The 20,072-nt window shown below is 61.6% G+C and carries 18 protein-coding genes; 12 read left to right on the top strand and 6 right to left on the bottom strand.

From position 1 onward, the window contains the following. Nucleotides 1-11: 11 nt before the first annotated feature. From C8E00_RS01360 to C8E00_RS01345, 4 genes are all read left to right on the top strand, one after another. Nucleotides 12-1,004 carry a phospholipase A gene (locus tag C8E00_RS01360; protein WP_243833076.1) on the top strand — a complete coding sequence of 331 codons (993 nt, stop codon included), beginning with the start codon at nucleotides 12-14 and terminating at the stop codon, nucleotides 1,002-1,004. Between the two features lie 83 nt (nucleotides 1,005-1,087). After that, nucleotides 1,088-1,420, top strand: a complete 333-nt coding sequence (locus C8E00_RS01355) for an ElaB/YgaM/YqjD family protein (RefSeq protein WP_133693627.1) — start codon at nucleotides 1,088-1,090, stop codon at nucleotides 1,418-1,420. Beyond that, complete coding sequence (locus C8E00_RS01350; protein ID WP_133693624.1) at nucleotides 1,420-1,815, top strand: phage holin family protein; 396 nt, start codon at nucleotides 1,420-1,422, stop codon at nucleotides 1,813-1,815. Before C8E00_RS01355 ends, C8E00_RS01350 begins: the two co-directional genes overlap by 1 nt. Beyond that, complete coding sequence (locus C8E00_RS01345; RefSeq protein ID WP_133693621.1) at nucleotides 1,802-2,092, top strand: YqjK-like family protein; 291 nt, start codon at nucleotides 1,802-1,804, stop codon at nucleotides 2,090-2,092. Before C8E00_RS01350 ends, C8E00_RS01345 begins: the two co-directional genes overlap by 14 nt. Nucleotides 2,093-2,132: 40 nt before the next feature. On the opposite strand, the gene C8E00_RS01340 is transcribed toward C8E00_RS01345, so the two are convergent. Both C8E00_RS01340 and C8E00_RS01335 read right to left on the bottom strand, forming a co-directional pair. Beyond that, on the bottom strand, nucleotides 2,133-2,558 hold the full coding sequence (locus tag C8E00_RS01340; RefSeq protein ID WP_133693618.1) for a nucleoside-diphosphate sugar epimerase/dehydratase: 426 nt from the start codon (nucleotides 2,556-2,558) through the stop codon (nucleotides 2,133-2,135). Between the two features lie 39 nt (nucleotides 2,559-2,597). Continuing rightward, nucleotides 2,598-3,782 carry a BaiN/RdsA family NAD(P)/FAD-dependent oxidoreductase gene (locus tag C8E00_RS01335; protein WP_133693615.1) on the bottom strand — a complete coding sequence of 395 codons (1,185 nt, stop codon included), beginning with the start codon at nucleotides 3,780-3,782 and terminating at the stop codon, nucleotides 2,598-2,600. A 302-nt stretch (nucleotides 3,783-4,084) separates the two neighbouring features. Here C8E00_RS01335 and C8E00_RS01330 point away from each other — a divergent pair, with 302 nt between their 5' ends. Together C8E00_RS01330 and C8E00_RS01325 are read left to right on the top strand one after the other, a co-directional pair. Continuing rightward, nucleotides 4,085-5,245: an efflux RND transporter periplasmic adaptor subunit gene (locus C8E00_RS01330; protein WP_133693613.1), complete on the top strand. Its 1,161-nt coding sequence runs from the start codon at nucleotides 4,085-4,087 to the stop codon at nucleotides 5,243-5,245. Continuing rightward, nucleotides 5,245-8,349: an efflux RND transporter permease subunit gene (locus tag C8E00_RS01325; RefSeq protein ID WP_133693611.1), complete on the top strand. Its 3,105-nt coding sequence runs from the start codon at nucleotides 5,245-5,247 to the stop codon at nucleotides 8,347-8,349. The genes C8E00_RS01330 and C8E00_RS01325 overlap by 1 nt, the downstream gene beginning before the upstream one ends. Before the next feature lie 217 nt (nucleotides 8,350-8,566). Here C8E00_RS01325 and C8E00_RS01320 read toward each other — a convergent pair whose 3' ends face one another. From C8E00_RS01320 to C8E00_RS01310, 3 genes are all read right to left on the bottom strand, one after another. Then, nucleotides 8,567-9,568 (bottom strand): aldo/keto reductase, encoded by a 1,002-nt coding sequence (locus C8E00_RS01320; protein ID WP_133693609.1) that lies wholly within the window; start codon nucleotides 9,566-9,568, stop codon nucleotides 8,567-8,569. 161 nt (nucleotides 9,569-9,729) lie between these two features. Next, nucleotides 9,730-10,041: a hypothetical protein gene (locus C8E00_RS01315; RefSeq protein WP_133693607.1), complete on the bottom strand. Its 312-nt coding sequence runs from the start codon at nucleotides 10,039-10,041 to the stop codon at nucleotides 9,730-9,732. A 118-nt stretch (nucleotides 10,042-10,159) separates the two neighbouring features. Beyond that, nucleotides 10,160-10,402: a CopG family transcriptional regulator gene (locus tag C8E00_RS01310; RefSeq protein ID WP_243833075.1), complete on the bottom strand. Its 243-nt coding sequence runs from the start codon at nucleotides 10,400-10,402 to the stop codon at nucleotides 10,160-10,162. Nucleotides 10,403-10,507: 105 nt separating this feature from the next. On the opposite strand from C8E00_RS01310, the gene dauA reads away from it, so the two are divergent. The 4 genes from dauA to C8E00_RS01290 all read left to right on the top strand — a co-directional run bounded on the left by dauA (nucleotide 10,508) and on the right by C8E00_RS01290 (nucleotide 17,054). After that, nucleotides 10,508-12,331: a C4-dicarboxylic acid transporter DauA gene (gene dauA, locus C8E00_RS01305; protein ID WP_341765840.1), complete on the top strand. Its 1,824-nt coding sequence runs from the start codon at nucleotides 10,508-10,510 to the stop codon at nucleotides 12,329-12,331. A 9-nt stretch (nucleotides 12,332-12,340) separates the two neighbouring features. Continuing rightward, nucleotides 12,341-13,357, top strand: a complete 1,017-nt coding sequence (locus tag C8E00_RS01300; protein WP_133693603.1) for an isocitrate dehydrogenase — start codon at nucleotides 12,341-12,343, stop codon at nucleotides 13,355-13,357. A 318-nt stretch (nucleotides 13,358-13,675) separates the two neighbouring features. Further along, nucleotides 13,676-15,190, top strand: a complete 1,515-nt coding sequence (locus C8E00_RS01295) for a Na+/H+ antiporter NhaC family protein (protein WP_133693601.1) — start codon at nucleotides 13,676-13,678, stop codon at nucleotides 15,188-15,190. 109 nt (nucleotides 15,191-15,299) lie between these two features. Next, nucleotides 15,300-17,054 (top strand): methyl-accepting chemotaxis protein, encoded by a 1,755-nt coding sequence (locus tag C8E00_RS01290; RefSeq protein WP_133693599.1) that lies wholly within the window; start codon nucleotides 15,300-15,302, stop codon nucleotides 17,052-17,054. 20 nt (nucleotides 17,055-17,074) lie between these two features. Here C8E00_RS01290 and C8E00_RS01285 read toward each other — a convergent pair whose 3' ends face one another. Then, a complete protein-coding gene (locus C8E00_RS01285) occupies nucleotides 17,075-17,992 on the bottom strand; it encodes a ketopantoate reductase family protein (protein WP_133693597.1) in 918 nt (305 codons plus the stop codon). 556 nt (nucleotides 17,993-18,548) lie between these two features. On the opposite strand from C8E00_RS01285, the gene C8E00_RS01280 reads away from it, so the two are divergent. Continuing rightward, complete coding sequence (locus C8E00_RS01280; protein WP_133693595.1) at nucleotides 18,549-19,367, top strand: ABC transporter ATP-binding protein; 819 nt, start codon at nucleotides 18,549-18,551, stop codon at nucleotides 19,365-19,367. Beyond that, nucleotides 19,364-20,071, top strand: a complete 708-nt coding sequence (locus C8E00_RS01275; protein WP_133693593.1) for an ABC transporter ATP-binding protein — start codon at nucleotides 19,364-19,366, stop codon at nucleotides 20,069-20,071. The genes C8E00_RS01280 and C8E00_RS01275 overlap by 4 nt, the downstream gene beginning before the upstream one ends. Nucleotide 20,072 lies beyond the last annotated feature (1 nt).

The raw sequence follows: 20,072 nt of genomic DNA, 5'->3' as shown, positions 1-20,072 counted from the left end.
TCGTGTTGCTTATGCTCGCACTGCCCGCCCCCTCACAGGCTGCTACCAACCTGAGCGAGAGCGAACGCGAGGCGATTGAAGCTCGTGTCCAGACGCTGGAAGCAGAGCTGCATGAGCTGCGCGAAACATTGGCTGACGACACCCAGATCTCAGAGGCCGACGCCACGCCCAAAGAGCGCGCGGCGAAGAACGTGGAAGTGCGTGTCGAGAAGCGCCGCGAACTCGAGCGCGAGTCATCACGCAATCCATTGGCAGTAACCACCTATCGGCGCAATTACCTGTTGCCGTGGACCTACAACGCGAATCCGGATCAAACGCGTTTCCGTCAGATCAGCGGCTCGGCCAATGCCGATAGCGCCGAGGTCAAGTACCAGTTGAGTTTCAAGGTCAACCTGGTCGATGGCCTGTTCGACGATAATGGCGACCTTTACTTCGCCTATACGCAGCGCAGTTGGTGGCAAGCTTACAACTCCGAAGCCTCGGCTCCGTTTCGCGAGACCAATTACGAACCCGAGGCCTTCATCAGCTTCGACAACAGCATGAGTGCCTTCGGATGGACCAATACTCTCAATCGCGTCGGTTTCGCGCATCAATCCAATGGCCGTTCCGACCCCCTGTCGCGTAGCTGGAATCGCGTCTACGCCGACATGGTCTTTCAACGTGGCGACTGGGCAGTGAGCATCGCCCCTCACTGGCGGGTTCCCGAGGACGAAGAAGAAGATGACAATCCCGACCTCCAGGATTACATCGGCTATGGCGACATCACGCTGGTACGCGCCTTCAACGACCAGGAAGTCTCGCTGATGATGCGCGGTAACCCCGGCAAGAACCATTATGGGGCCCAACTGGACTACTCGTTTCCGCTGTTCGGCAAGGTCCGCGGTTACATCCAGTATTATCACGGCTACGGCGAAAGCCTGATCGATTACGATCATATCAACCGACGCCTGGGACTCGGTTTCAGCATCAACACCTTCCTGGCCGGCATTCCCGGCCTGGATTGAGGGCACGAGCCGTAATGCGTTGTTGATACAGCGGCTTGGCCTGCTATGCTGGAAACGCCATTAACCTGTCAGAGGAAGACATCATGACCATGCAGCCTACCGGCGGTGATCGCGAACGCGACGTATCCACCGATCAACTCAAGGACGATCTGCGCCACCTGTCGCAGACCGTTGAAGAACTCGTCAAGGCAACGGCGGACGACTCGCGAGGGCACATCACCGAAGCACGCGAGCGTGCTCAACAGCGTCTCAGCGAGACGCGTGCCAAGCTTGAAGCGCGCGGCGAAAAATTCTACGACAGCGCACGCGACCAGATGGATTGCTGTGATCGTTATGTGCGTGACAACCCCTGGACCAGCATCGGCATCGGCGCAGGTGTCGGGGTCGTGATTGGCCTGCTCATCGGGCGTCGCTGATGGCGGATCGCCAGGGACCGGCGGAGCGCGTCATCACATCGGCGCGCCGTCTGCTTTCCAATATGATCGCCATGGGCGAGACGCGTTTGCGTCTCGCCGTGCTCGAGCTGGAAACCGAACGCGATCGCATGCTCAGCCTGCTATTGCTGGCAGGTGCAGCGTTGATAACGTTCTCGTTCGCTATCGGCATGCTGCTTTTAATGCTGGTGGTGCTGTATTGGGAAGATCACCGCCTGCTCGCGATCGGCCTGTGCTCGGCCGTGCTGTTCATCATCGCCGCGTGCTTGGCATACGGTGCCAAGCGCATCGCCAAACGCCGGCGTTTGATGCAGTCCACCTTGAGTCACTTGGCACAAGACCGCCAAGCGCTGGGGAGTTCTCGTGAATCGTCGTGAACGCGCTGCCGAGCTTGAGTATCTCGAGACCCGCATCCTGCAGCAACGCCTTGATATGGGGCATGCACTGCACGACTGGCGGGACGCCACGGCACCCATCGATCACGGCTGGCAACGCGTGATGCAATGGCGTGCGCCGTTGCTGGGCAGCTTCGGCCTGCTCGCGGCTCAGGGGGCACGCCGCCCCCGGACCACACGCACCTGGCTGCGGCGTGGACTCTCGGCGTTCTTGTTGTTCAATCGAGCGCGCTCCATGTATCGCCTCGCACGTCGTTAGCCCCTCGCTATTGCCATGAAGCCCCCGCTCGGGGGCTTTTTCATGTTCGACTTGCCAGCCGGCTCGTCAACTCGGCCTCGATATCCTCGTCGTTTGGTGACAAGCGTACGCAGGGCACGCCCCACACCGCCAGCCGCTCACGCGTTTCACCGCCAAAGACGGCCAAATCGTCCGCATGGCAATAAACTACCGCCACCACGCCATGACGCTCCACCAGTGACGGCACCTCGCTCGGGTAGTAGACGCGGACCCCCTCCACGTGCGTGCCGTGATGCCAGGGATAGTCATCGACCACCGCCAACGCACTGTAGTGCGTCGAATGTGCGAAATGCGTCAGCAGACGATAATGCGCATAATCGAGCCCGCACAGGATCACCGGCAGACGCTGCTCCGCCTGGCGCGAGCGCCCAGGCCAACGCCATCGATGCAGCGCCTGGACGACTCTGTCCCCTAGGTGTCGTGACATCGTCCCCTCCTCCTCGCTCGCCCGAGTCGTCCCTCCGTGCTAGACCGCCTGCCCACAGGCCACGCCCGACGCCCAGGCCCACTGAAAGTTGAAGCCCCCCAACTGACCGGTGACATCCAGCACCTCGCCGATGAACCGCAGCGACGGCAGATCTTCCACGGCAAACGTCTTGGAGGAAATCGCCTGTGTTTCGACACCTCCCAGTGTCACCTCGGCGGTCCGCCACCCCTCGGTGCCGGCGGGTTTGAGCTGCCAGCGTTTCAGTTCGTCCTCCAGACGCGCCACCTCACGATTGGATAACGTCCCCAACGGCGTGTCCGCCACGCCGTGCCAGTCGCACCAGGCCTGTGCCAGGCGCTTGGGCAAGCGTTCCCCCAGCCACGTGGACACGTGCCGCTTGGGCGCCTCGTGGCGCATGGTGGCTAGGTTACCGGCGACATCGACCTCCGGTAGCAAATCGATCGTCAACGTCTTGCCCGGCTGCCAATGGCTGGAAGCCTGTAGCATGGCCGGCCCCGAGACCCCCCGGTGCGTGAACAGCATCGGCTCATGATAACGTCCCCCTTCGACCTCGACCGTCACCGGGCAACTCACCCCCGCCAGGGACGCAGCACGCTCGCGCCATTGCGAGGTGAGCGTAAACGGCACCAGCGCGGCGCGCGTCTCGGTGACGCCCAGGCCGAATTGACGGGCCACGTCATAACCGAAACCGGTCGCGCCCATGGTGGGGATCGACAAACCGCCCGTGGCAATGACCACCGTACCGGCATCGATCACGCCGCTGGAAGTGGCCAGACGCATGCCTTCGCCAAGGCGTTCGAGGGACTCGACGCTGGTCTTGAGGCGCACCTCCGCCCCGGCCCACTCGCATTCCGTGAGCAGCAGGGCGACCACCTGCTTGGCCGAATCGGCGCAGAACAGCTGGCCCGGCGCCTTCTCGACATACTCGATAGCATGACGTTCGACGAGGTCGACGAAGTGGCCTGGCGTATAGCGCTTGAGGGCGGAGATGCAGAAATGCGGGTTGGCAGAAAAGAAGTGCTCCGGTCCCGTCGCCAGGTTGGTGAAATTGCAACGACCGCCCCCTGACATCAATATCTTCTTGCCTGCTTTGCTGGCATGGTCGAGCACCAGCACACGCCGCCCCTCGTAACCGGCGGTCAGTGCACACATCAGCCCCGCCGCGCCGGCACCGATCACCACTACGTCATAGGTCTGTGCCATCGTCGCGCCCCATTTCAAGCAAAGGTGGGCATTCTAAGCGTTATGCGACACAGCGACGAGCATGTAACGCATGACCGTACCCGCGTTGAATACAAGCCGAGCCTGATTGACCCCAAACGTGGAAAAAGCGTGCATCATGAGCCTCTAGGCAATGCGCACTTTTATCCAGCGCCCGTGTCGGATACAACGTGCGACATTCAGAGACATTCCAGTGCGACGTCTCCTGCGCCGTAAACACGCCAAGCGTCATACGGACGCTGGCGCCTGCGGACATCATTACACCGAGACAATAACGAGACATTATGCCCGTACCTTCTCTTCTCGCCGTGGCCGCCCGCGGACGGCATCGTCTGGGAGTGGCGCTGCTTGGCCTCTCGATGGCTGGCCTCTCGATGGCTGGCCTCTCGGTGACGGGTAACGCCAACGCACAGAACACTGACTCACGCACCTCGGTCATCGCCGCGCCCGTTGCAACCGCGCAATGGCGCGACCCGCTGGAAGCGCTGGGGACGCTACGTGCCGACGAGAGTGTGACGCTTTCCGCCACGGTGACTGAAACCATCGCCGATATCAGCTTCACCGACAGCCAACGCGTCGCAGAAGGCGACCTGCTGATACGTCTCGACGATAGCGCGGAACAGGCCGAGCTGCGTGCCGCCCAGGCCTTGCGACAGGAGCGCAAAAACGCCGTTCGCCGCGCCCAGCAACTCCTGGAGCGCAACGTCGGCATCCGCGCCGACGTCGAAGATGCCAAGGCCCGGCTAGCGCAGGTCAACGCCCAGATCGATGCGATACAAGCGCGTCTCGCCGACCACCGGCTGCGCGCCCCGTTCGCCGGTACCGTGGGCCAGCGTGATGTCAGTGTCGGCGCCCTGGTCACGCCGGGTACCGAGCTGATCACGCTCGACAAGATCGACTCCATGAAGCTCGACTTTACCGTCCCGGCGACGTTTCTGGATGCCCTCAAGCCCGGCATGGCGCTACGCGCCACCACGCCCAGTTACCCAGACCAGGTCTTCCGTGGCGAGGTCACCAGCATCGGCACACGTATCGACCCCGTGTCGCGCAGCGTCAGCGTGCGCGCCCAGTTGCCCAATCCCGAGCGCTTGCTGCGCCCCGGCATGCTGATGGTCGTGACGCTGGAGCGACGCCTTCGTGAGACGCTGGTGGTCCCCGAGTCCGTTCTCGTTCCTAGTGGTGAACGCCAGTACGTGATGCGCATTGCGCGTGACGCAGACAACCAAATCCAGCGCCGTCAGGTGGAAATCGGCGCACGCCGCGCCGGAGAAGTCGAGATCCTCAGCGGGTTGAACGCAGGCGATTGGGTGGTGACCCATGGCACCACCAAGGTACGTGACGGCGAACACGTGGACATTCTGGCGCTCGACGATGGCAGTCGCGAGATCAGCGAGATTCTCAAGGACGCGCGTGATGGCGACGCACGTGACGGAGAAGGCAACTGATGCGCCTGTCCGATACCGCTATAACGCGTCCAGTACTGGCGACCGTGTTCGCTCTGCTCGTGATCGTCTTCGGCATCCTCGCGCTCGAGCGTCTGCCGGTGCAGGAATATCCCGCCATCGACCCGCCGGTGATCAGCGTCGAAACGAACTACCCGGGCGCGTCGGCCAATGTCGTGGAAACCCGCATTACCCAAGTGATCGAGGACCGCATCGCCGGCATCGAAGGCATCGAACTCATCGAGTCGACCAGCAGCGACGGCGAATCGGAAATCGACATCACCTTCAGTCTCGATCGCAACATCGAGGCGGCCGCCAACGACATTCGCGACCGCGTCTCCGGGGTGAGCGATAATCTCCCCGAGGAAGCCGAGCCTCCGGAGGTGGAAAAGGCCGATAGCAGCGACGATGTCATCATGTGGCTGAGCCTCACGGCGGAAGGTTACACGGTGCCCGAACTGACCGATTACGCCAATCGCTACCTGGTGGACCGTTTCTCCACCCAGACCGGGGTGTCACGCGTGCGTGTCGGCGGTGGCAAGGAATATGCCATGCGCGTGTGGCTGAAACGCGACGCTCTGGCCGCTCGCGGACTTACCGTCACCGACGTGGAAGACGCCCTGCGCACCGAGAACGTGGAGTTGCCCGCCGGTTTTCTGGAATCCGACTCACGGCAATTCACCTTGCGGCTGCCGCGAAACTTCGAAACCGCCAGCGACTTCCGGGACCTGGTCATCGATCAGGGCAGCAACGGCTATCTGACACGGCTCAGCGATGTGGCCCGTGTCGAGGTCGGCTCGGTGGAAGAACGTTCGCTGTTTCGCGGCAACGGCATCCCGATGGTGGGCCTGGGGATCATGAAACAGTCCACCGCCAACATTCTGGAGGTGTCCCAAGGCGTCAAGGCGGAAATGGAACGCCTGCAATCGACACTGCCCGACGGTATGCAGTTGCGACTCAACTTCGACTCCTCGGTGTTCGTCTCCGGCGCCTTGAAGGAAGTCGTGACCACGCTGTTCATCGCCATGGGGCTGGTCGTCGTGGTGATCTTCCTGTTCCTGGGTAACGTGCGCACGACCCTGGTGCCGGCGGTCACCGTTCCGATCTCGATCATCGGCACCTTCATCGCCCTGAACGCCTTCGGCTTCACGCTCAATCTGCTCACGCTGCTGGCGCTGGTGCTGGCGATCGGCCTGGTCGTCGACGATGCCATCGTGGTGCTCGAAAACGTCCATCGGCGCATGCAGTTCTACGGCGAGACGCCGTTGGTGGCCGCGTTTCGCGGTACACGCCAGATCGGTTTCGCCGTCATCGCCACCACTCTGGTGCTGATCGCGGTGTTCGTGCCGTTGAGCTTTCTACGCGGCGACATCGGCCGTCTATTTTCCGAATTCGCGCTGACCCTGGCCGCCGCCGTGGCGATCTCGTGCCTGCTGGCGCTCTCGCTGGCGCCAATGATGTGCTCCAAGGTGCTCGACCCGCGCATGCACGAAAGCCGCATCAGTCGTGCCGTGCATACCCTGCTCGACGCCACTCAACGTCTCTATCGCCATGTGCTCTTCATGCTGCTGCGCGTGCGCTGGCTATGCCTGATCGTGTTCGTCGCGCTGCTCGGCGCCACCGCCTGGCTGTTCACCGAGCTGCCCAACGAATATACCCCGAAGGAAGATCGCGGCAACTTCTTCATCCTCGTCAACGGCCCACAAGGCGCCACCTTCGACTACATGCAGGATTACATGGACGAAATCGAGGCCCGCCTGTTGCCCCTGGTCGACGAGGGCGAGATCCGCAACATCTCGGTGCGCGCGCCGCGCGGCTACGGCAACATCGAGAACTTCAACGACGGCATGGTGATCGTCAGTCTCGCCGACTGGGGCAAGCGGCGTTCGGCCTGGGCGATCATGGCCGATGTACGCCAACGCCTCGAAGATCTACCCGGCGTCCAGGCCTTCCCGGTGATGCGGCAAGGCTTCGGCGGGAGCATTCAAAAACCGGTGCAGTTCGTGATCGGCGGCGGTACCTACGACTCGCTGGTCACCTGGCGCGACCGCTTGCTCGAACGCATCAGTGAGGACGACTCGGGGCTGACCGACGTCGAGAGCGATTACAAGGAAACCCAACCGCAGCTGCGTATCGAGATCGACTACCAGCGGGCCGCCGCCTTGGGGGTGACCGTCACGACCATCGGCCGCACCCTGCAGACGCTATTCGGCGGACGCAGCGTCACCAGCTATGTGGATGACGGCGAAGAATACGACGTCATCCTGGAAGGAGAACGCGACACGCAGCGTAGCCCCAGTGCTCTGAACAACGTTCAGGTGCGCTCCGCGCGCAGCGGCGAACTGATTCCATTGGCCAGCCTGGTCACGCTCAGCAACTATGCCGACGCCAGCGAGCTCAACCGCTTCAATCGCGTCCGCGCGATCACGCTGGAAGCCAACCTCGCGGATGGCACCTCCATTGGCGAGGCACTGGATTATCTCAACACCCTTGCCGACGAGGAACTGCCCGCCGACGCCATGATCGATTACAAGGGCCCCTCCCGGGACTATCAGGAAGCCAGCGGCGCCACCGCGTTCCTGATGCTCATGGGCCTGTTGGTGGTCTTTCTGGTGCTCGCGGCGCAGTTCGAGAGCTTCGTGCATCCATTGGTCATCATGCTCACCGTGCCCCTGGCGATCAGCGGCGCCCTGCTCGGCCTGTGGCTGACCGGCCAATCGCTGAACATCTACAGTCAGGTCGGCATGGTGATGCTGGTGGGGCTGGCCGCCAAGAACGGCATCCTCATCGTCGAATTCGCCAACCAGCTACGCGATGAAGGCCGCGTCTTCCGCGATGCCCTGATCGACGCCTCGGTGACGCGTTTGCGTCCGATCCTGATGACCGCCTTCACCACCATGGCCGGTGCCGTGCCACTGATCTTCGCCAGCGGTCCCGGTGCCGAGACGCGTCTGGTCATCGGCACGGTCATTTTCAGCGGTGTGGCCGCCGCGACACTGTTCACGCTGCTGGTGGTGCCCGTGGCCTACGACATGCTCGCCCGGCGTACCGGCTCGCCCAGCGATGTCAGCCGGCGCCTGGCCCGCGAAATGGAAGAAACGGCGTGATGAAAAAGCGCCGCCGACGGCGTCGGCGACATGACCAGCAAGCAACGCAAAGAGGCGGCACTCGGGAGAGAAACCGAAACCCCGGCCATCCTGGCCGGGAGTTGGCACGGCGCCTCCTTCGCCGCATTTTCATCCTAGAGCCTGCTCGGTCATTTGCCTGTCAGAGATCACCGACACACCCTGTGCGCGAAACGCGGCACGCCATGGATGCCCCCCGTCAGGCGAATTCCTCGGTATCGATATCCGCCTGTTGCGCCTCGCTGTAGCGTCCGCCGCGCACTTGATCGGGCGTCATCATCGCATTCAGCTGGGCAAGCGACGCGTCGTCCAGTTGCAGCGCTTCCGCCGCCAGGTTCTCGCGCATGTGCGCGACATCGCGCGTGCCGGGAATGGGTACGATGTCGGCTCCCTGCGCCATCACCCACGCCAGCGCCAGTTGCCCCGGGGTCATCGAAAGTGTCTCTGCAAGGGCAATGAAATCCGTCAGCAAGCGCTGGTTATGCGGGTAATGTTCGGCACTGAAACGCGGCATGCCGCGCCGCATATCGCTTTCTTCCAGGTCCGTCGGATCCGTGACCGCGCCGGCCAGGAACCCGCGCCCCAACGGGCTGAACGCTACCAGCGTGGTGCCCAGCTCGCGACACGCCGCGAGCAGGGCGATCTCGGGATTACGCGTCCATAGCGAATATTCCGACTGCACCGCCGCTACCGGGCACTCGGCATGGGCACGACGCAGCGTCTCGGCGGAGACCTCGGACAGCCCCACGGCACGCAGCTTGCCCTCCTCGACCAGTCGTCCCAGCGCCCCGACGCTTTCCTCGATGGGGACCTGGCGATCCATGCGATGCAGGTAATAAAGATCCAGCCGGTCGGTCCGTAGACGCTGCAGGCTCGCCTCGCACTGACGGCGCAGTGTCTCGGGGCGGCCGTCGATCACCTTGCGGCCCAGCGCCGGGTCGATCGCCATGCCGCACTTGCTGGCCAGCAACAACTGATTGCGCCGTCCTTCGAGCGCCTTGCCCACCAGTGATTCATTGGCGGTCGCGCCGTAGAGAGTCGCGGTATCGAAATGCCGATAGCCCATCTCGAACGCCGCCTGCAACGCTCGCACACCCTCGGCTTCCGGCACCGGCGATCCGTAGCCATGGGACAGGTTCATGCAGCCTAACCCAATGGTCGGCGACGCGACCTCCTCGAGAAGAGACAACACAGTCGGCATGGGAGACTCCTTTTCTGCAAAAACACACAACCGATCGGTGACCGGGGCGACAGAGACACAGCTTAGCAAGAGAACGGCTTTCAAGACGGCGGTTTTAACGCAACCGATAAAGCAAGGTACAGATGGGATGCGACGGGCTTGCCAGCATTCTCAGCGAGCGCTCAAGAGTCAGCAACGCCCGCACAGTTGTCGCGATACAACGGAGCATTGACGCCCAACGCCAAGCGCTTGGTGGCACTGTTGTAATAGAAGGAACCGGACCCGCCATTGGCAAGCGTGTAGTCACCGCATATCCCATAGCCCTTGTCGACGCGAATCACGTGTGACATTTCGGCGGGCGCCTGACTTTGGCGGCGTTCAGCGATGGTCGCGGCGACGTGGGCATCTCGCTGTGCCTCGGAATACGCCTGGCCGCCGAAGATCAAGCCGCCCACGATCAGAATGGCGACAAAAGGGATCCATAGATTGTGCATTGCAGTGTCCGTTGAAGGGGATAGATGAAATGCTACTGCCTGATGTCATGACATGGATCTTCAACCACAGATCCGGTGTGACGGTGGACGACCGTGCCCCTGCCTGGAAATCCGGGCATCAGGTCGAGGGGGGGTGTTCATCCTCCTGTGGCTGCGAGCCGTACTCCACGCCATGCTTATGTAGATAGTCCCGTATCAACTGTCGCACGACTTGCGACGGCGTCAAATCCTGCAAAGCACATAACTCCTCGAAGGCGCGTTTCTTTTGTGGATCTATCAGCAACGTGAGGCGAGCCGTTTTCTTTTCCATGAGCATTTCCCTTTTGACATTAACATTTAATGTTAATGTCATTGCTTTCATGTCGCAACGCCTTGTCTCCAGCCTTGATCCATGGCGCGCCTACATTTGCACTTAATTATAACTACATGTTAATGTCATTAACATAGTTTTTATCCTCCATTCCAAATGCTCCGATCCACGCCTCATGACGAGGGGCATTGCAGCGAAGGCTACCGTATGTCACGCCAAAGGGTTTCCGTTGACTTGCCCAGCCTCTCTTCAGGGCTTCGCGCAGCATGGCGGGGTGGCTACGGCCTCACCGATTTGCGCAAAGATGTGATGGCTGGCCTTACCATCGGCACCGTGGCCGTGCCACTCTCGATGGCCTTGGCGATCGCGACGGGCGTTCCCCCTCAGCACGGTCTTTACACAGCCATTGTGGCCGGGGCCATCATCGCGTTGACCGGCGGCTCGCGTTTCAATGTGTCAGGCCCGACCGCCGCCTTCGTCGTTATCCTGTTTCCGATTGTCCAGCAATACGGTCTCGGCGGATTGCTCATCGCCTCGATGATGGCCGGCATCATTCTGGTAGCCCTGGGGATTACCCGAATGGGCCGCCTGATCGAGTTCGTGCCTTACCCTGTGGTGCTAGGCTTCACGGCGGGGATTGCCGTGGTCATCGCAGGACTGCAGATTCCCGATTTCCTGGGACTGAGCGTCGGGCAGCTCGGCGAGCATTTCGTGGAAAACATGGGGCGGATCGTCACCTCACTGCCCACGCTCGACCCTCTCGAGTTCGCCATTGGGGCATTTACTCTGACGGTCATGTTGCTATGGCCACGCTTGCATGTGCCCATTCCCGCGCCTCTTGTCGGGCTGGTCGTCGGTGCTATCGTGGCGTACGTGGCCAATCAGTGGTTCGGGAGCCCTGGCGCACCGGCCGTCGAGACGATTGCCTCGCGCTTTACCTGGGAGGCCAATGGCGAAACGGGGACGGGGATTCCCCCGATAGCGCCTTCCTTCACGGTACCCTGGTTGCTACCAGGGCCCAATGGCGCCCCCTTGGAGCTGAATTTCGAACTGATTCGTGCACTGCTGGGGCCCGCCTTCGCCATCGCCATGCTCGGCGCCATCGAATCACTGCTATGCGCAGTGGTATCGGATGGACTGACCAAGACCAAGCATGACCCCAACGCCGAGCTGATTGGTCAAGGGCTGGGCAACATCGTTGCGCCACTCTTTGGTGGCATCACGGCCACGGCGGCTATTGCTCGGACGGCGACCAACATCCGCAGCGGCGCACGCTCCCCTGTCGCGGCGGTGGTGCACTCCGTCGTGGTGCTGTTGGCCGTCATCGCGCTGGCTGAATTGCTGGGCCTCGTTCCCATGACCGCCCTGGCAGCGCTGCTGTTCATCATTGCCTGGAACATGAGCGAAGCGCGTCATTTTCTGCACACCCTGCGCTCGGCACCGCCTGGCGACGTCGCCATTCTCGTCACTTGCTTCGGCCTGACCGTGGTGTTTGACATGGTGTTGGCCGTCGCCGTTGGCATGGGGCTGGCCGCAGCGCTTTTTATCCGACGCATGGCCTTGCTGACCACCACCGATCGCCTCGAGACCGACCAGCACCCTGCCGTCACCGGGCTGCCTTCAGAAATAGCGGTGTACGAAATCAATGGTCCTTTGTTCTTCGGCGTGGCCGAGAAAGCCCTTACATCCCTGCATCGGGTGGATCGTCACGTCCAGACCGTAGTGATCGACATGCGCAAGGTGCCCAGCATGGATGGCACGGCCATCGTCGCCCTTCAGTCATTGATCGACGAAATGCATCGCGAAGGAGTGGCACTGATCCTGGTAGGCTTGCCGTCACGCATTATCGTCAAGCTGCGCCGTGCAGGTATTCGAAAAATCGCTGGAATGCTGATCTACTGTAGCGACTTGCCGTCGGCCACAACCGTCGCGCTACGTTGGTATCACCAGCGAAACGACATGCATCGCAACACCTACTGAGGCATGACAATGAGTCAGACGATTGCAGTACTGAAGGGTGATGGCATAGGCCCCGAAATCATGGAGGCCACACTCAGCGTCCTGGATGCACTGGACTGTGGCCTGCAATATGAGTTTGTGGATGCCGGGCTGACTGCGCAGGAAAAGCATGGACAGCCGATGCCCGCTGACACGATCGCCGCGATAAGAAAGCACCGCATCGCCCTGAAAGGCCCCTTGACGACGCCCATCGGTAGCGGGATAGCGTCCCTGAATGTGCAGTTGCGCCGTGAATTCGATCTTTATGCCAATGTTCGCCCTGCGATCAGCTTTCCCGGTACTCGCTCGCGCTATGACAACATTGATCTGATCACGGTGCGCGAGAATACCGAGGGGGCATACCTCTCCGAAGGGCAGAGCCTCAGCGAGGATGGGGAGACGGCAGTTTCCAGCATCCGCGTGACTCGCCAGGGATCGGCGCGCATCGTGCGCCATGCTTTCGAACTGGCACATCAACGCAATCGAAAGAAAGTCACGGCCGTTCACAAGGCCAACATCATCAAGACCAGCTCCGGACTGTTCCTCGATGTCGCCCGTGAGGTAGCGAAAGAATATCCGGACATCGAGTTCCAGGAAATGATCGTCGATAACGCCTGTATGCAACTGGTGATGAACCCCCATCAGTTCGACGTTATCGTCACGACCAACCTGTTTGGTGACATCCTCTCGGACCTCTGTGCCGGGCTGATCGGCGGGCTGGGGCTGGCACCGGGCGCGAACATTGGTACCGAAGCCGCTATTTTCGAGGCGGTGCATGGCTCGGCACCGGATATCGCCGGGCAAAAGCTCGCCAACCCCTGTGCCCTGCTATTGGCCGCCGCGGATATGCTCGATCACCTGGGCATGGTGGAAAAAGGCACCCGAATTCGTCGAACGATCCGGACGGTGCTAGAAACGGCGCGTGATCGAGTGACACCAGACATGGGCGGCACCGGGACCACCGACACCTTTGCCGAGGCGTTGGTCACCCACCTGCATGACCGATAAGCCGCATGACGCTGAGCGCAATACCTGAGAAGTCTGTTAGCCAAGGTATGTGCATTCAGAGTCTGCATGCACGGAATATTGAACCCCGTGCCTGCACAGTCCGTGAAGCACAGACTTGATCGCGTCGTCTTTCGAGTGCAGGCATGATGCCGCGCGACGGGCAGCCTGGGGCAAACCCATCGATCTAAAGAAGGCTCGACGGCATTCCGAGAGTACTGCTAGAACGGAAAGGGATAAAAAAAGGAACATGGACTGGGCGTCGGCCTATTGGCCAACCCGGTTCGACCAGGCACCGGCCAACAACAAAGGAGCAGTCGCATGGATGCTCTCATATCGCTCGTCCCCCCGATCGCCGCGGTCGTGCTCGCGCTGCTTACGCGGCGAGTCAATATTTCACTTTTCCTGAGCATTTTCCTGGGTGCCTGGATCATCGCTGGCAATCCTCTCGCAGCTGTCGCACAGACATTCGACTGGTTTGCGAAAGTGATGACGGATGAATGGAATGCCCGCTTTCTGGTGCTGGTCTCCTTGCTCGGCGCCGGTGCTGCCTTCATGCATAGCACCGGTGGTTCGCAGGCCTTGGCCAAGTGGCTGTCGCGCAAGGTCTCTTCCTCGAGAGGGTCCTTGCTCCTGACATGGATGCTCGGCGTCGTCATCTTCTTCAATGACTACGTCAATTCGGTCATCGTGGGGAATGCCTCACGCGACCTGACCGCCAAGCATAACGTCTCCAGGGAGAAGCTGGCCTGGACCATCGACGCCACGTCTGCGCCAATGGCAACCTTGGGCCCGGTCTCTGACTGGATCGGTTATCAGGTCTCGCTCATCGCCGGCGCGTTCGCCGTGCTCAGCTTGAGCGGCGAACAGCCCTATTGGGCCTTCCTGCAGTCGATACCCTGGAATTTTTATGCCCTGCTTTGCCTGGCATCGGTGCCCATGATCATCGTCATGGGCGACTTCGGTACCATGAAAAAAGCCGAGCACCGGGCGCAAGAAACCGGAGAGCTCGTTGCTCCCGGCGATAACCCGCTTTCCAGCGTCGAAGGAGACTTGGGAGAGGTTCCCGAAGGCAGGGGCCGTATCTGGAACTTCTTGGTCCCGCTCGTGGTTCTCATTGGCGTCGCATGCTGGGCCCTCTGGTACACGGGGGGTGGCAGTGAAGGCAAACCGCTCATGGAAGCGATTGCGGATACCAAGGTCAGTGTCTCACTCAGCTGGGCAGCCTTCGCGATGGTCGTCGCCGGAATCGTCATGGCGTTACTCCAGCGCCAGTCTTTGGAAGCCTGTGAAAACACCCTATTGGCTGGCTTCAAGACCATGCTGCCGGCACTGGTCATCATGGTCTTGGCCTGGTCGATCGGCACCGTCACCGGCGCGCTAGAGACCGGCGATCATGTCATAGAAGCCACGAAGGGCTGGCTATCGCCCACGCTACTGCCAATCATCATTTTCGCCATTGCCATGGTGATCTCGTTCTCCACCGGGAGCTCCTGGGGCGCCATGGCGATTCTGACGCCGATTGGCGTTCCGCTCGCTTACAACCTTGGCGACATGACGCTCGTGAGCATGGCGATCGGCGCTATCTTCTCCGGCTCGATCTTCGGCGATCACTGCTCCCCCATCTCGGACACGACCGTGATGGCCTCGATCTTTTCCGGCTCCGACCATGTTGCACACGTCAAAACCCAAATCCCCTATGCGCTCGTGCCGGCTTCCGTCAGCGCCCTGCTCTATCTGGGGACGATCATCATCGCGTCCCCCTATATCTTGCTGGCTATCGGGTTGGTCCTGCAGGCCGTGATCATCAAGCTCCTGGCCTCGAGACGCACCTGACGCGAAAACGCAGACGCAGGGGTTAACCAAAGTCGCATCCAGACGCTCTCTGATATGCCGATATGACAATGACATGACGCATTCACGCTGAGCACAGGAGGTCGTCTGGATGGCCACGACACAACACGGGGCACACCGCGGTAGTTCGCCAAGCCTGCAGGGCAAGGTCCTGCTGCTGGTACTCGTTCCACTGTTGCTGACGACGATAACGCTGATCGGGGTGGTCGCCTACGATCTCGTCCAGGCATCGCGCACTGCCCTGGCCGAGCAACGCGACATGTTGGTCGAATCGCGCAAGGCCGCCGTGCAGAACGTTATCGAGACTGCCAAGTCTGCCATTGCACCGATCGTCGCCGAGGCTGGCCCGGACGATGCCGACGCCAAGGCTCGCGCCAAGGAGATCCTCAGCAGCATGCGCTTCGATGGCAGCAACTACGTCTTCGTCTACGACTACCAGGGGACCACGCTGGTGCAGCCGCTAAAGCCGGATAGCATCGGCAAGAACGCCATCGAGACTCAGGACAAACATGGCAATCTGCTGATTCGCGACATGATCGAGCTCGCCAAGCAAGGTGGCGGTCATTATCAGTACGCCTGGCCGCATCCGGACAGCGGCGAAATCGAAACCAAGTATTCCTACGCCACCGGGATCGACAAGTGGAACTGGATGCTGGGCGCCGGCACTTATGTCACCGGTATCGACGAGGCCATGGCCACTGTCGAGGCTGCTCAAGCAACCAAACTGCGTAGAGTCCTGATCGCTACCGTACTGATCGGTGGCGCCATCTTCGCCATCGTGGCGCTCATCGCCTACTGGCTCACCCGACGCACCATTCAACCCATCCGTCGCACCGCCCATGCCATGCAGGACATCGCCCAAGGCAAGGGCGACCTGACCCGGCGACTCGAGATCGAAAGTCGCGACGAGGTCGGCGAACTGGCAACCCAATTCAATGCCTTCGTGGCACGCATGCAAGAGACCCTGCGCGAGGTGCGCGCCAGTACCGCACAGGTCTCTCACTCCTCGGAGGAGATTGCCCGCAGTAGCGAAGAATTGGCAACACGCACCGACCAGGCTGCCGCCAACCTGCAGGAAACCTCGGCCTCGATGGAAGAGATCACCTCCACCGTCACGCATAGCGCCGAATCGGCCCAGCAAGCCAATCAACTGGCCCAGTCCACGGCCGACGTGGCGCGTCGCGGCGAAGCCTCGATGAGCCAGGTCGAGCGCACCATGAACGACATCAACGCCTCGGCAGCCAAGATCGGCGAGATCATCACCATGATCGACTCGATCGCCTTCCAGACCAATATCCTGGCCCTCAATGCCTCGGTGGAAGCGGCCCGCGCCGGCGAGCACGGTCGCGGCTTCGCCGTGGTTGCAGAAGAAGTCCGCACGCTCGCCAGCCGCTCCAGCGAGGCCTCACGCGAGATACGTGAGTTGATCGACACCTCCGTGACGTACACCCGCTCGGGCACCGAACTGGTACGCAATGCGGGCGAGACCATGCAGGAGATCGTCACCAGCGTAGCCCGCGTCACCGATGTGATCGGTGAGATCAGCGCGGGCGCACGGGAGCAAAGCAGCGGCATCAGCCAAGTCAATGTCGCGGTGACGGAAATGGACACCATGACCCAGCAAAACGCCGCCATGGTCCAGCATAGCTCCGCCAGCGCCGATGCCATGCGCGCACATGCCCAGCGTCTGAGCCAGTTGATCAACGGCTTTGTGCTCGGCGAGGACGAAGGATCGGCGACCTCCCGTGCGTCTGCTTCGCAGCCAGCAGGAGACTCGACACCGGTACGCAGCGCCAAAACCAAGTCACCGGTACCCAGCGAGAGTGATGACTGGGAAGCGTTCTAGAGACAGAAAATGCTGTGGCGTCATCGTTCCACGTGGACTGTCAGGTCGTTGACACCGAACCGCTCCGCACTCTTGACCAGCAGCGTCAGGGTGCGGTTGAGGGGGACGGCGATATCATGCCGGGCGGCACGCGCGACGATCTCCCCGTTGAGGAAATCGATCTCCGTGGGCTTGCCGTTCACCAGGTCCTGGGCCGTCGACGAGTACTGCTCGGCCATCGATGAGGGAATGGCGCGAAGGGTCTCGAACACCCCGTCCGGCACGGCGACGCCCTCCGCCCGGGCGACGGCGATCGCCTCGCCGGCGATCTCTTCCATCAGTTGCGGCATGCCGTCCTGCCCTACCATCTTGCCGTAGGGCAGGCGGGTGATCGCCGAGAGCGGATTGATGGCGCAGTTCACCACCAGCTTGGCCCACAGCGACGCCATGGGGTCTTCGCCGATCTGGGTCTCGACGCCGGCCGCGTTGAGAACCCCCGCCACCTCGTGCGCCCGCTCTCCGGACAGCGCCAGCTCCCCGCGCCCTTCGTGGCGTACCACGCCGGCCCCGTTCATGCGACTGGCCACGTAGACCACCACCGGCATCACCCGCCGGCCGAGAAGGGTCTCCAGTGTTGCGGCATTGGAGACGCCGTTCTGCAGGCTGAGCACGATGCAGGACGGGCTTAGATGCGGCGCCATCTCCCGCCCGGCGCGCTCGGTGTCGCCGGACTTCACGCAGACCATCGCCAGCTCGGCCCCGGCGATCGCTGCCGGGTCACTGCTGGCCTCCACCGAGGCGACCCGGCGCTCGCCGTGCTTCTCCAGGATCAGGCCGTTGCGGGACACCGCCTCGACGAAGGCGGCACGTCCCACCAGCACGACCTGATGCCCGGCCAGCGCCAGCATGGCGCCGTAGTAACAGCCGACCGCACCGGCCCCCACGATGGCGATTTTCATGAACTTTCTCCTTTAGGCGTCATTCACACTTCGAACGGGCATCGGTGATCAAAGAGAAACCTCTATGTCGTTGACTGAACCTTGAAGAGACATCGGTATCGCTCCCCTCAAAGGCGAGGCATTAAATGCCCCTCAATTACACTGGCAAGCATACTCAAGAGACGACTGGATCATGTTCGGATATTCTTAAAATATCGCTTCTTTATAGTTCATGTGGAACACATAAAATAAAAATGATCTTTCTCTTCATTACCAAACGACAGAAAGTAAGCCCTGATCATCCGGCACTGACCTCATATGTCTCACCGGATACTCTCGATTCAACCGTCATTCCCGAAGTCGCCATGCAGGCATGACGTCGCCATCGACGGCCTGATAGACTCGATTGTATCACTGCGTGACAAACGTCATTGCGTGATGATTTGATCGACGCCCTCGTGCGTCGCACTATCGATCCGTGAAAAGCGTTGCCGGTCAAGGCGGGTGAGACACGACCATCTCCCGCTAATGTCCGCGCGCACACAACCACAACAAAACGCTTACGAGGCATTCTTCCTTGATTCGAATCGACAACGTCTCCAAGGCGTTCGGCGGTCTACAGGCGGTACGGGGCGTTTCCTTCGAGGTGGCGCAGGGCAGTATCACCGGCTTGATCGGGCCCAACGGGGCCGGCAAGAGTACGCTGTTCAATATCGTCGCCGGACTCTTCCCCCCGTCCAGCGGCCATGTGCTGCTCGACGACCAGGACATCACCGGCCTGCCGCCGCACAAGCTGTTTCACCGTGGCCTGGTACGCACCTTCCAGATCCCGCATGAGTTCTCGCGCATGACGGTGCGCGAGAATCTGATGGTGGTGCCGCCGGGTCAGAGCGGCGAGAACCTGTTCAAGACCTGGCTGCGCTGGGGCAAGGTCAGGCAGCAGGACGGCGAGGTGCTGGAGCGCGTCGACGACGTGCTCGCGTTTCTCGAGATCACCCACGTCGCCGACGAGCTGGCCGGCAACCTCTCGGGTGGGCAAAAGAAGCTGCTCGATCTGGGCCGCACGATGATGACCGACGCCAAGATGGTCCTGCTCGACGAGCCCGGCGCCGGCGTCAACCGTACCCTGCTCGGCAAGATCCGCGAGGCGATCCTGCGGCTCAACCGCGAACGCGGCTACACCTTCTGCGTCATCGAACACGACATGGATTTGATCTCGGCGCTGTGCGACCCGGTCCATGTGATGGCCAACGGCGAGCTGATCGCCTCCGGCTCGATGGAGACGCTGCGCCAGAACGAAGAGGTCCGCGAGGCCTATCTGGGCGGTGGCGCCAGCGGCCGGATGGGCGAAGAAACACCTCGCCAGCACTCAACGGATGAAGGAGCGTCCTCATGAGCAGCCTGCTCGAAGCCAAGGGCCTCTATGGCGGCTATGGCGGCGCCGACATCCTTCAAGGCACCCACCTGCGCGTAGAAAGCGACGAGATCGTGGTCATCGTCGGCCCCAACGGCGCCGGCAAGTCCACCGCCATGAAAGCGGTGTTCGGCCTGCTGCGCATCCGCGAGGGCGAGGTCCGCTACCGCGGCGAGGCGATCACCAACGCCAAGCCCGAACAGATGGTCCGCCACGGCATCGCCTATGTGCCCCAGGAGAAAAACGTCTTTCCGTCGTTGACGGTGCGCGAGAACCTCGAGATGGGCGCTTACCTGATGAAGGGCGACCTGTCCCAGCGTCTCGACAAGGTCTATACGTTGTTTCCCAAGCTCGCCGAGCGGCGGCGTCAGCAGGCCGGGCTGATGTCCGGCGGCGAACGCCAGATGGTCGCCATGGGCCGCGCGCTGATGATCGACCCGCAGCTATTGATGCTCGACGAACCCACCGCCGGCCTCTCGCCGCTGCTGATCGACGAGACCTTCGAGCGCATCAAGGAGATCAACGCCCAGGGCATCGGCGTGCTGATGGTCGAGCAGAACGCCAAGCAGGCACTGGCCATCGCCAGCCGGGGCTACGTGCTGGCCACCGGCAGTAACCGTCACGAAGACACCGGTCCCAACCTCCTGGCCGATCCGGAAGTCGCCGAAATGTTCCTGGGGGGCTGAA

This window comes from Chromohalobacter marismortui (assembly GCF_004364315.1).
Taxonomy (GTDB): domain Bacteria; phylum Pseudomonadota; class Gammaproteobacteria; order Pseudomonadales; family Halomonadaceae; genus Chromohalobacter; species Chromohalobacter marismortui.
This window is presented reverse-complemented; position numbering and strand designations above follow the sequence as displayed.

Excerpts from the sequence above, each read along its gene's own strand:
- C8E00_RS01275 (WP_133693593.1), top strand. The coding sequence starts at position 19,364 with ATGAGCAGCCTGCTCGAAGCCAAGGGCCTCTATGGCGGCTATGGCGGC.
- C8E00_RS01330 (WP_133693613.1), top strand. The coding sequence starts at position 4,085 with ATGCCCGTACCTTCTCTTCTCGCCGTGGCCGCCCGCGGACGGCATCGT.
- dauA (WP_341765840.1), top strand. The coding sequence starts at position 10,508 with ATGCTCCGATCCACGCCTCATGACGAGGGGCATTGCAGCGAAGGCTAC.
- C8E00_RS01315 (WP_133693607.1), bottom strand. The coding sequence starts at position 10,041 with ATGCACAATCTATGGATCCCTTTTGTCGCCATTCTGATCGTGGGCGGC.
- C8E00_RS01300 (WP_133693603.1), top strand. The coding sequence starts at position 12,341 with ATGAGTCAGACGATTGCAGTACTGAAGGGTGATGGCATAGGCCCCGAA.
- C8E00_RS01290 (WP_133693599.1), top strand. The coding sequence starts at position 15,300 with ATGGCCACGACACAACACGGGGCACACCGCGGTAGTTCGCCAAGCCTG.
- C8E00_RS01335 (WP_133693615.1), bottom strand. The coding sequence starts at position 3,782 with ATGGCACAGACCTATGACGTAGTGGTGATCGGTGCCGGCGCGGCGGGG.
- C8E00_RS01295 (WP_133693601.1), top strand. The coding sequence starts at position 13,676 with ATGGATGCTCTCATATCGCTCGTCCCCCCGATCGCCGCGGTCGTGCTC.
- C8E00_RS01320 (WP_133693609.1), bottom strand. The coding sequence starts at position 9,568 with ATGCCGACTGTGTTGTCTCTTCTCGAGGAGGTCGCGTCGCCGACCATT.
- C8E00_RS01285 (WP_133693597.1), bottom strand. The coding sequence starts at position 17,992 with ATGAAAATCGCCATCGTGGGGGCCGGTGCGGTCGGCTGTTACTACGGC.
- C8E00_RS01360 (WP_243833076.1), top strand. The coding sequence starts at position 12 with ATGCTCGCACTGCCCGCCCCCTCACAGGCTGCTACCAACCTGAGCGAG.
- C8E00_RS01325 (WP_133693611.1), top strand. The coding sequence starts at position 5,245 with ATGCGCCTGTCCGATACCGCTATAACGCGTCCAGTACTGGCGACCGTG.
- C8E00_RS01310 (WP_243833075.1), bottom strand. The coding sequence starts at position 10,402 with ATGAAAGCAATGACATTAACATTAAATGTTAATGTCAAAAGGGAAATG.
- C8E00_RS01350 (WP_133693624.1), top strand. The coding sequence starts at position 1,420 with ATGGCGGATCGCCAGGGACCGGCGGAGCGCGTCATCACATCGGCGCGC.
- C8E00_RS01355 (WP_133693627.1), top strand. The coding sequence starts at position 1,088 with ATGACCATGCAGCCTACCGGCGGTGATCGCGAACGCGACGTATCCACC.
- C8E00_RS01340 (WP_133693618.1), bottom strand. The coding sequence starts at position 2,558 with ATGTCACGACACCTAGGGGACAGAGTCGTCCAGGCGCTGCATCGATGG.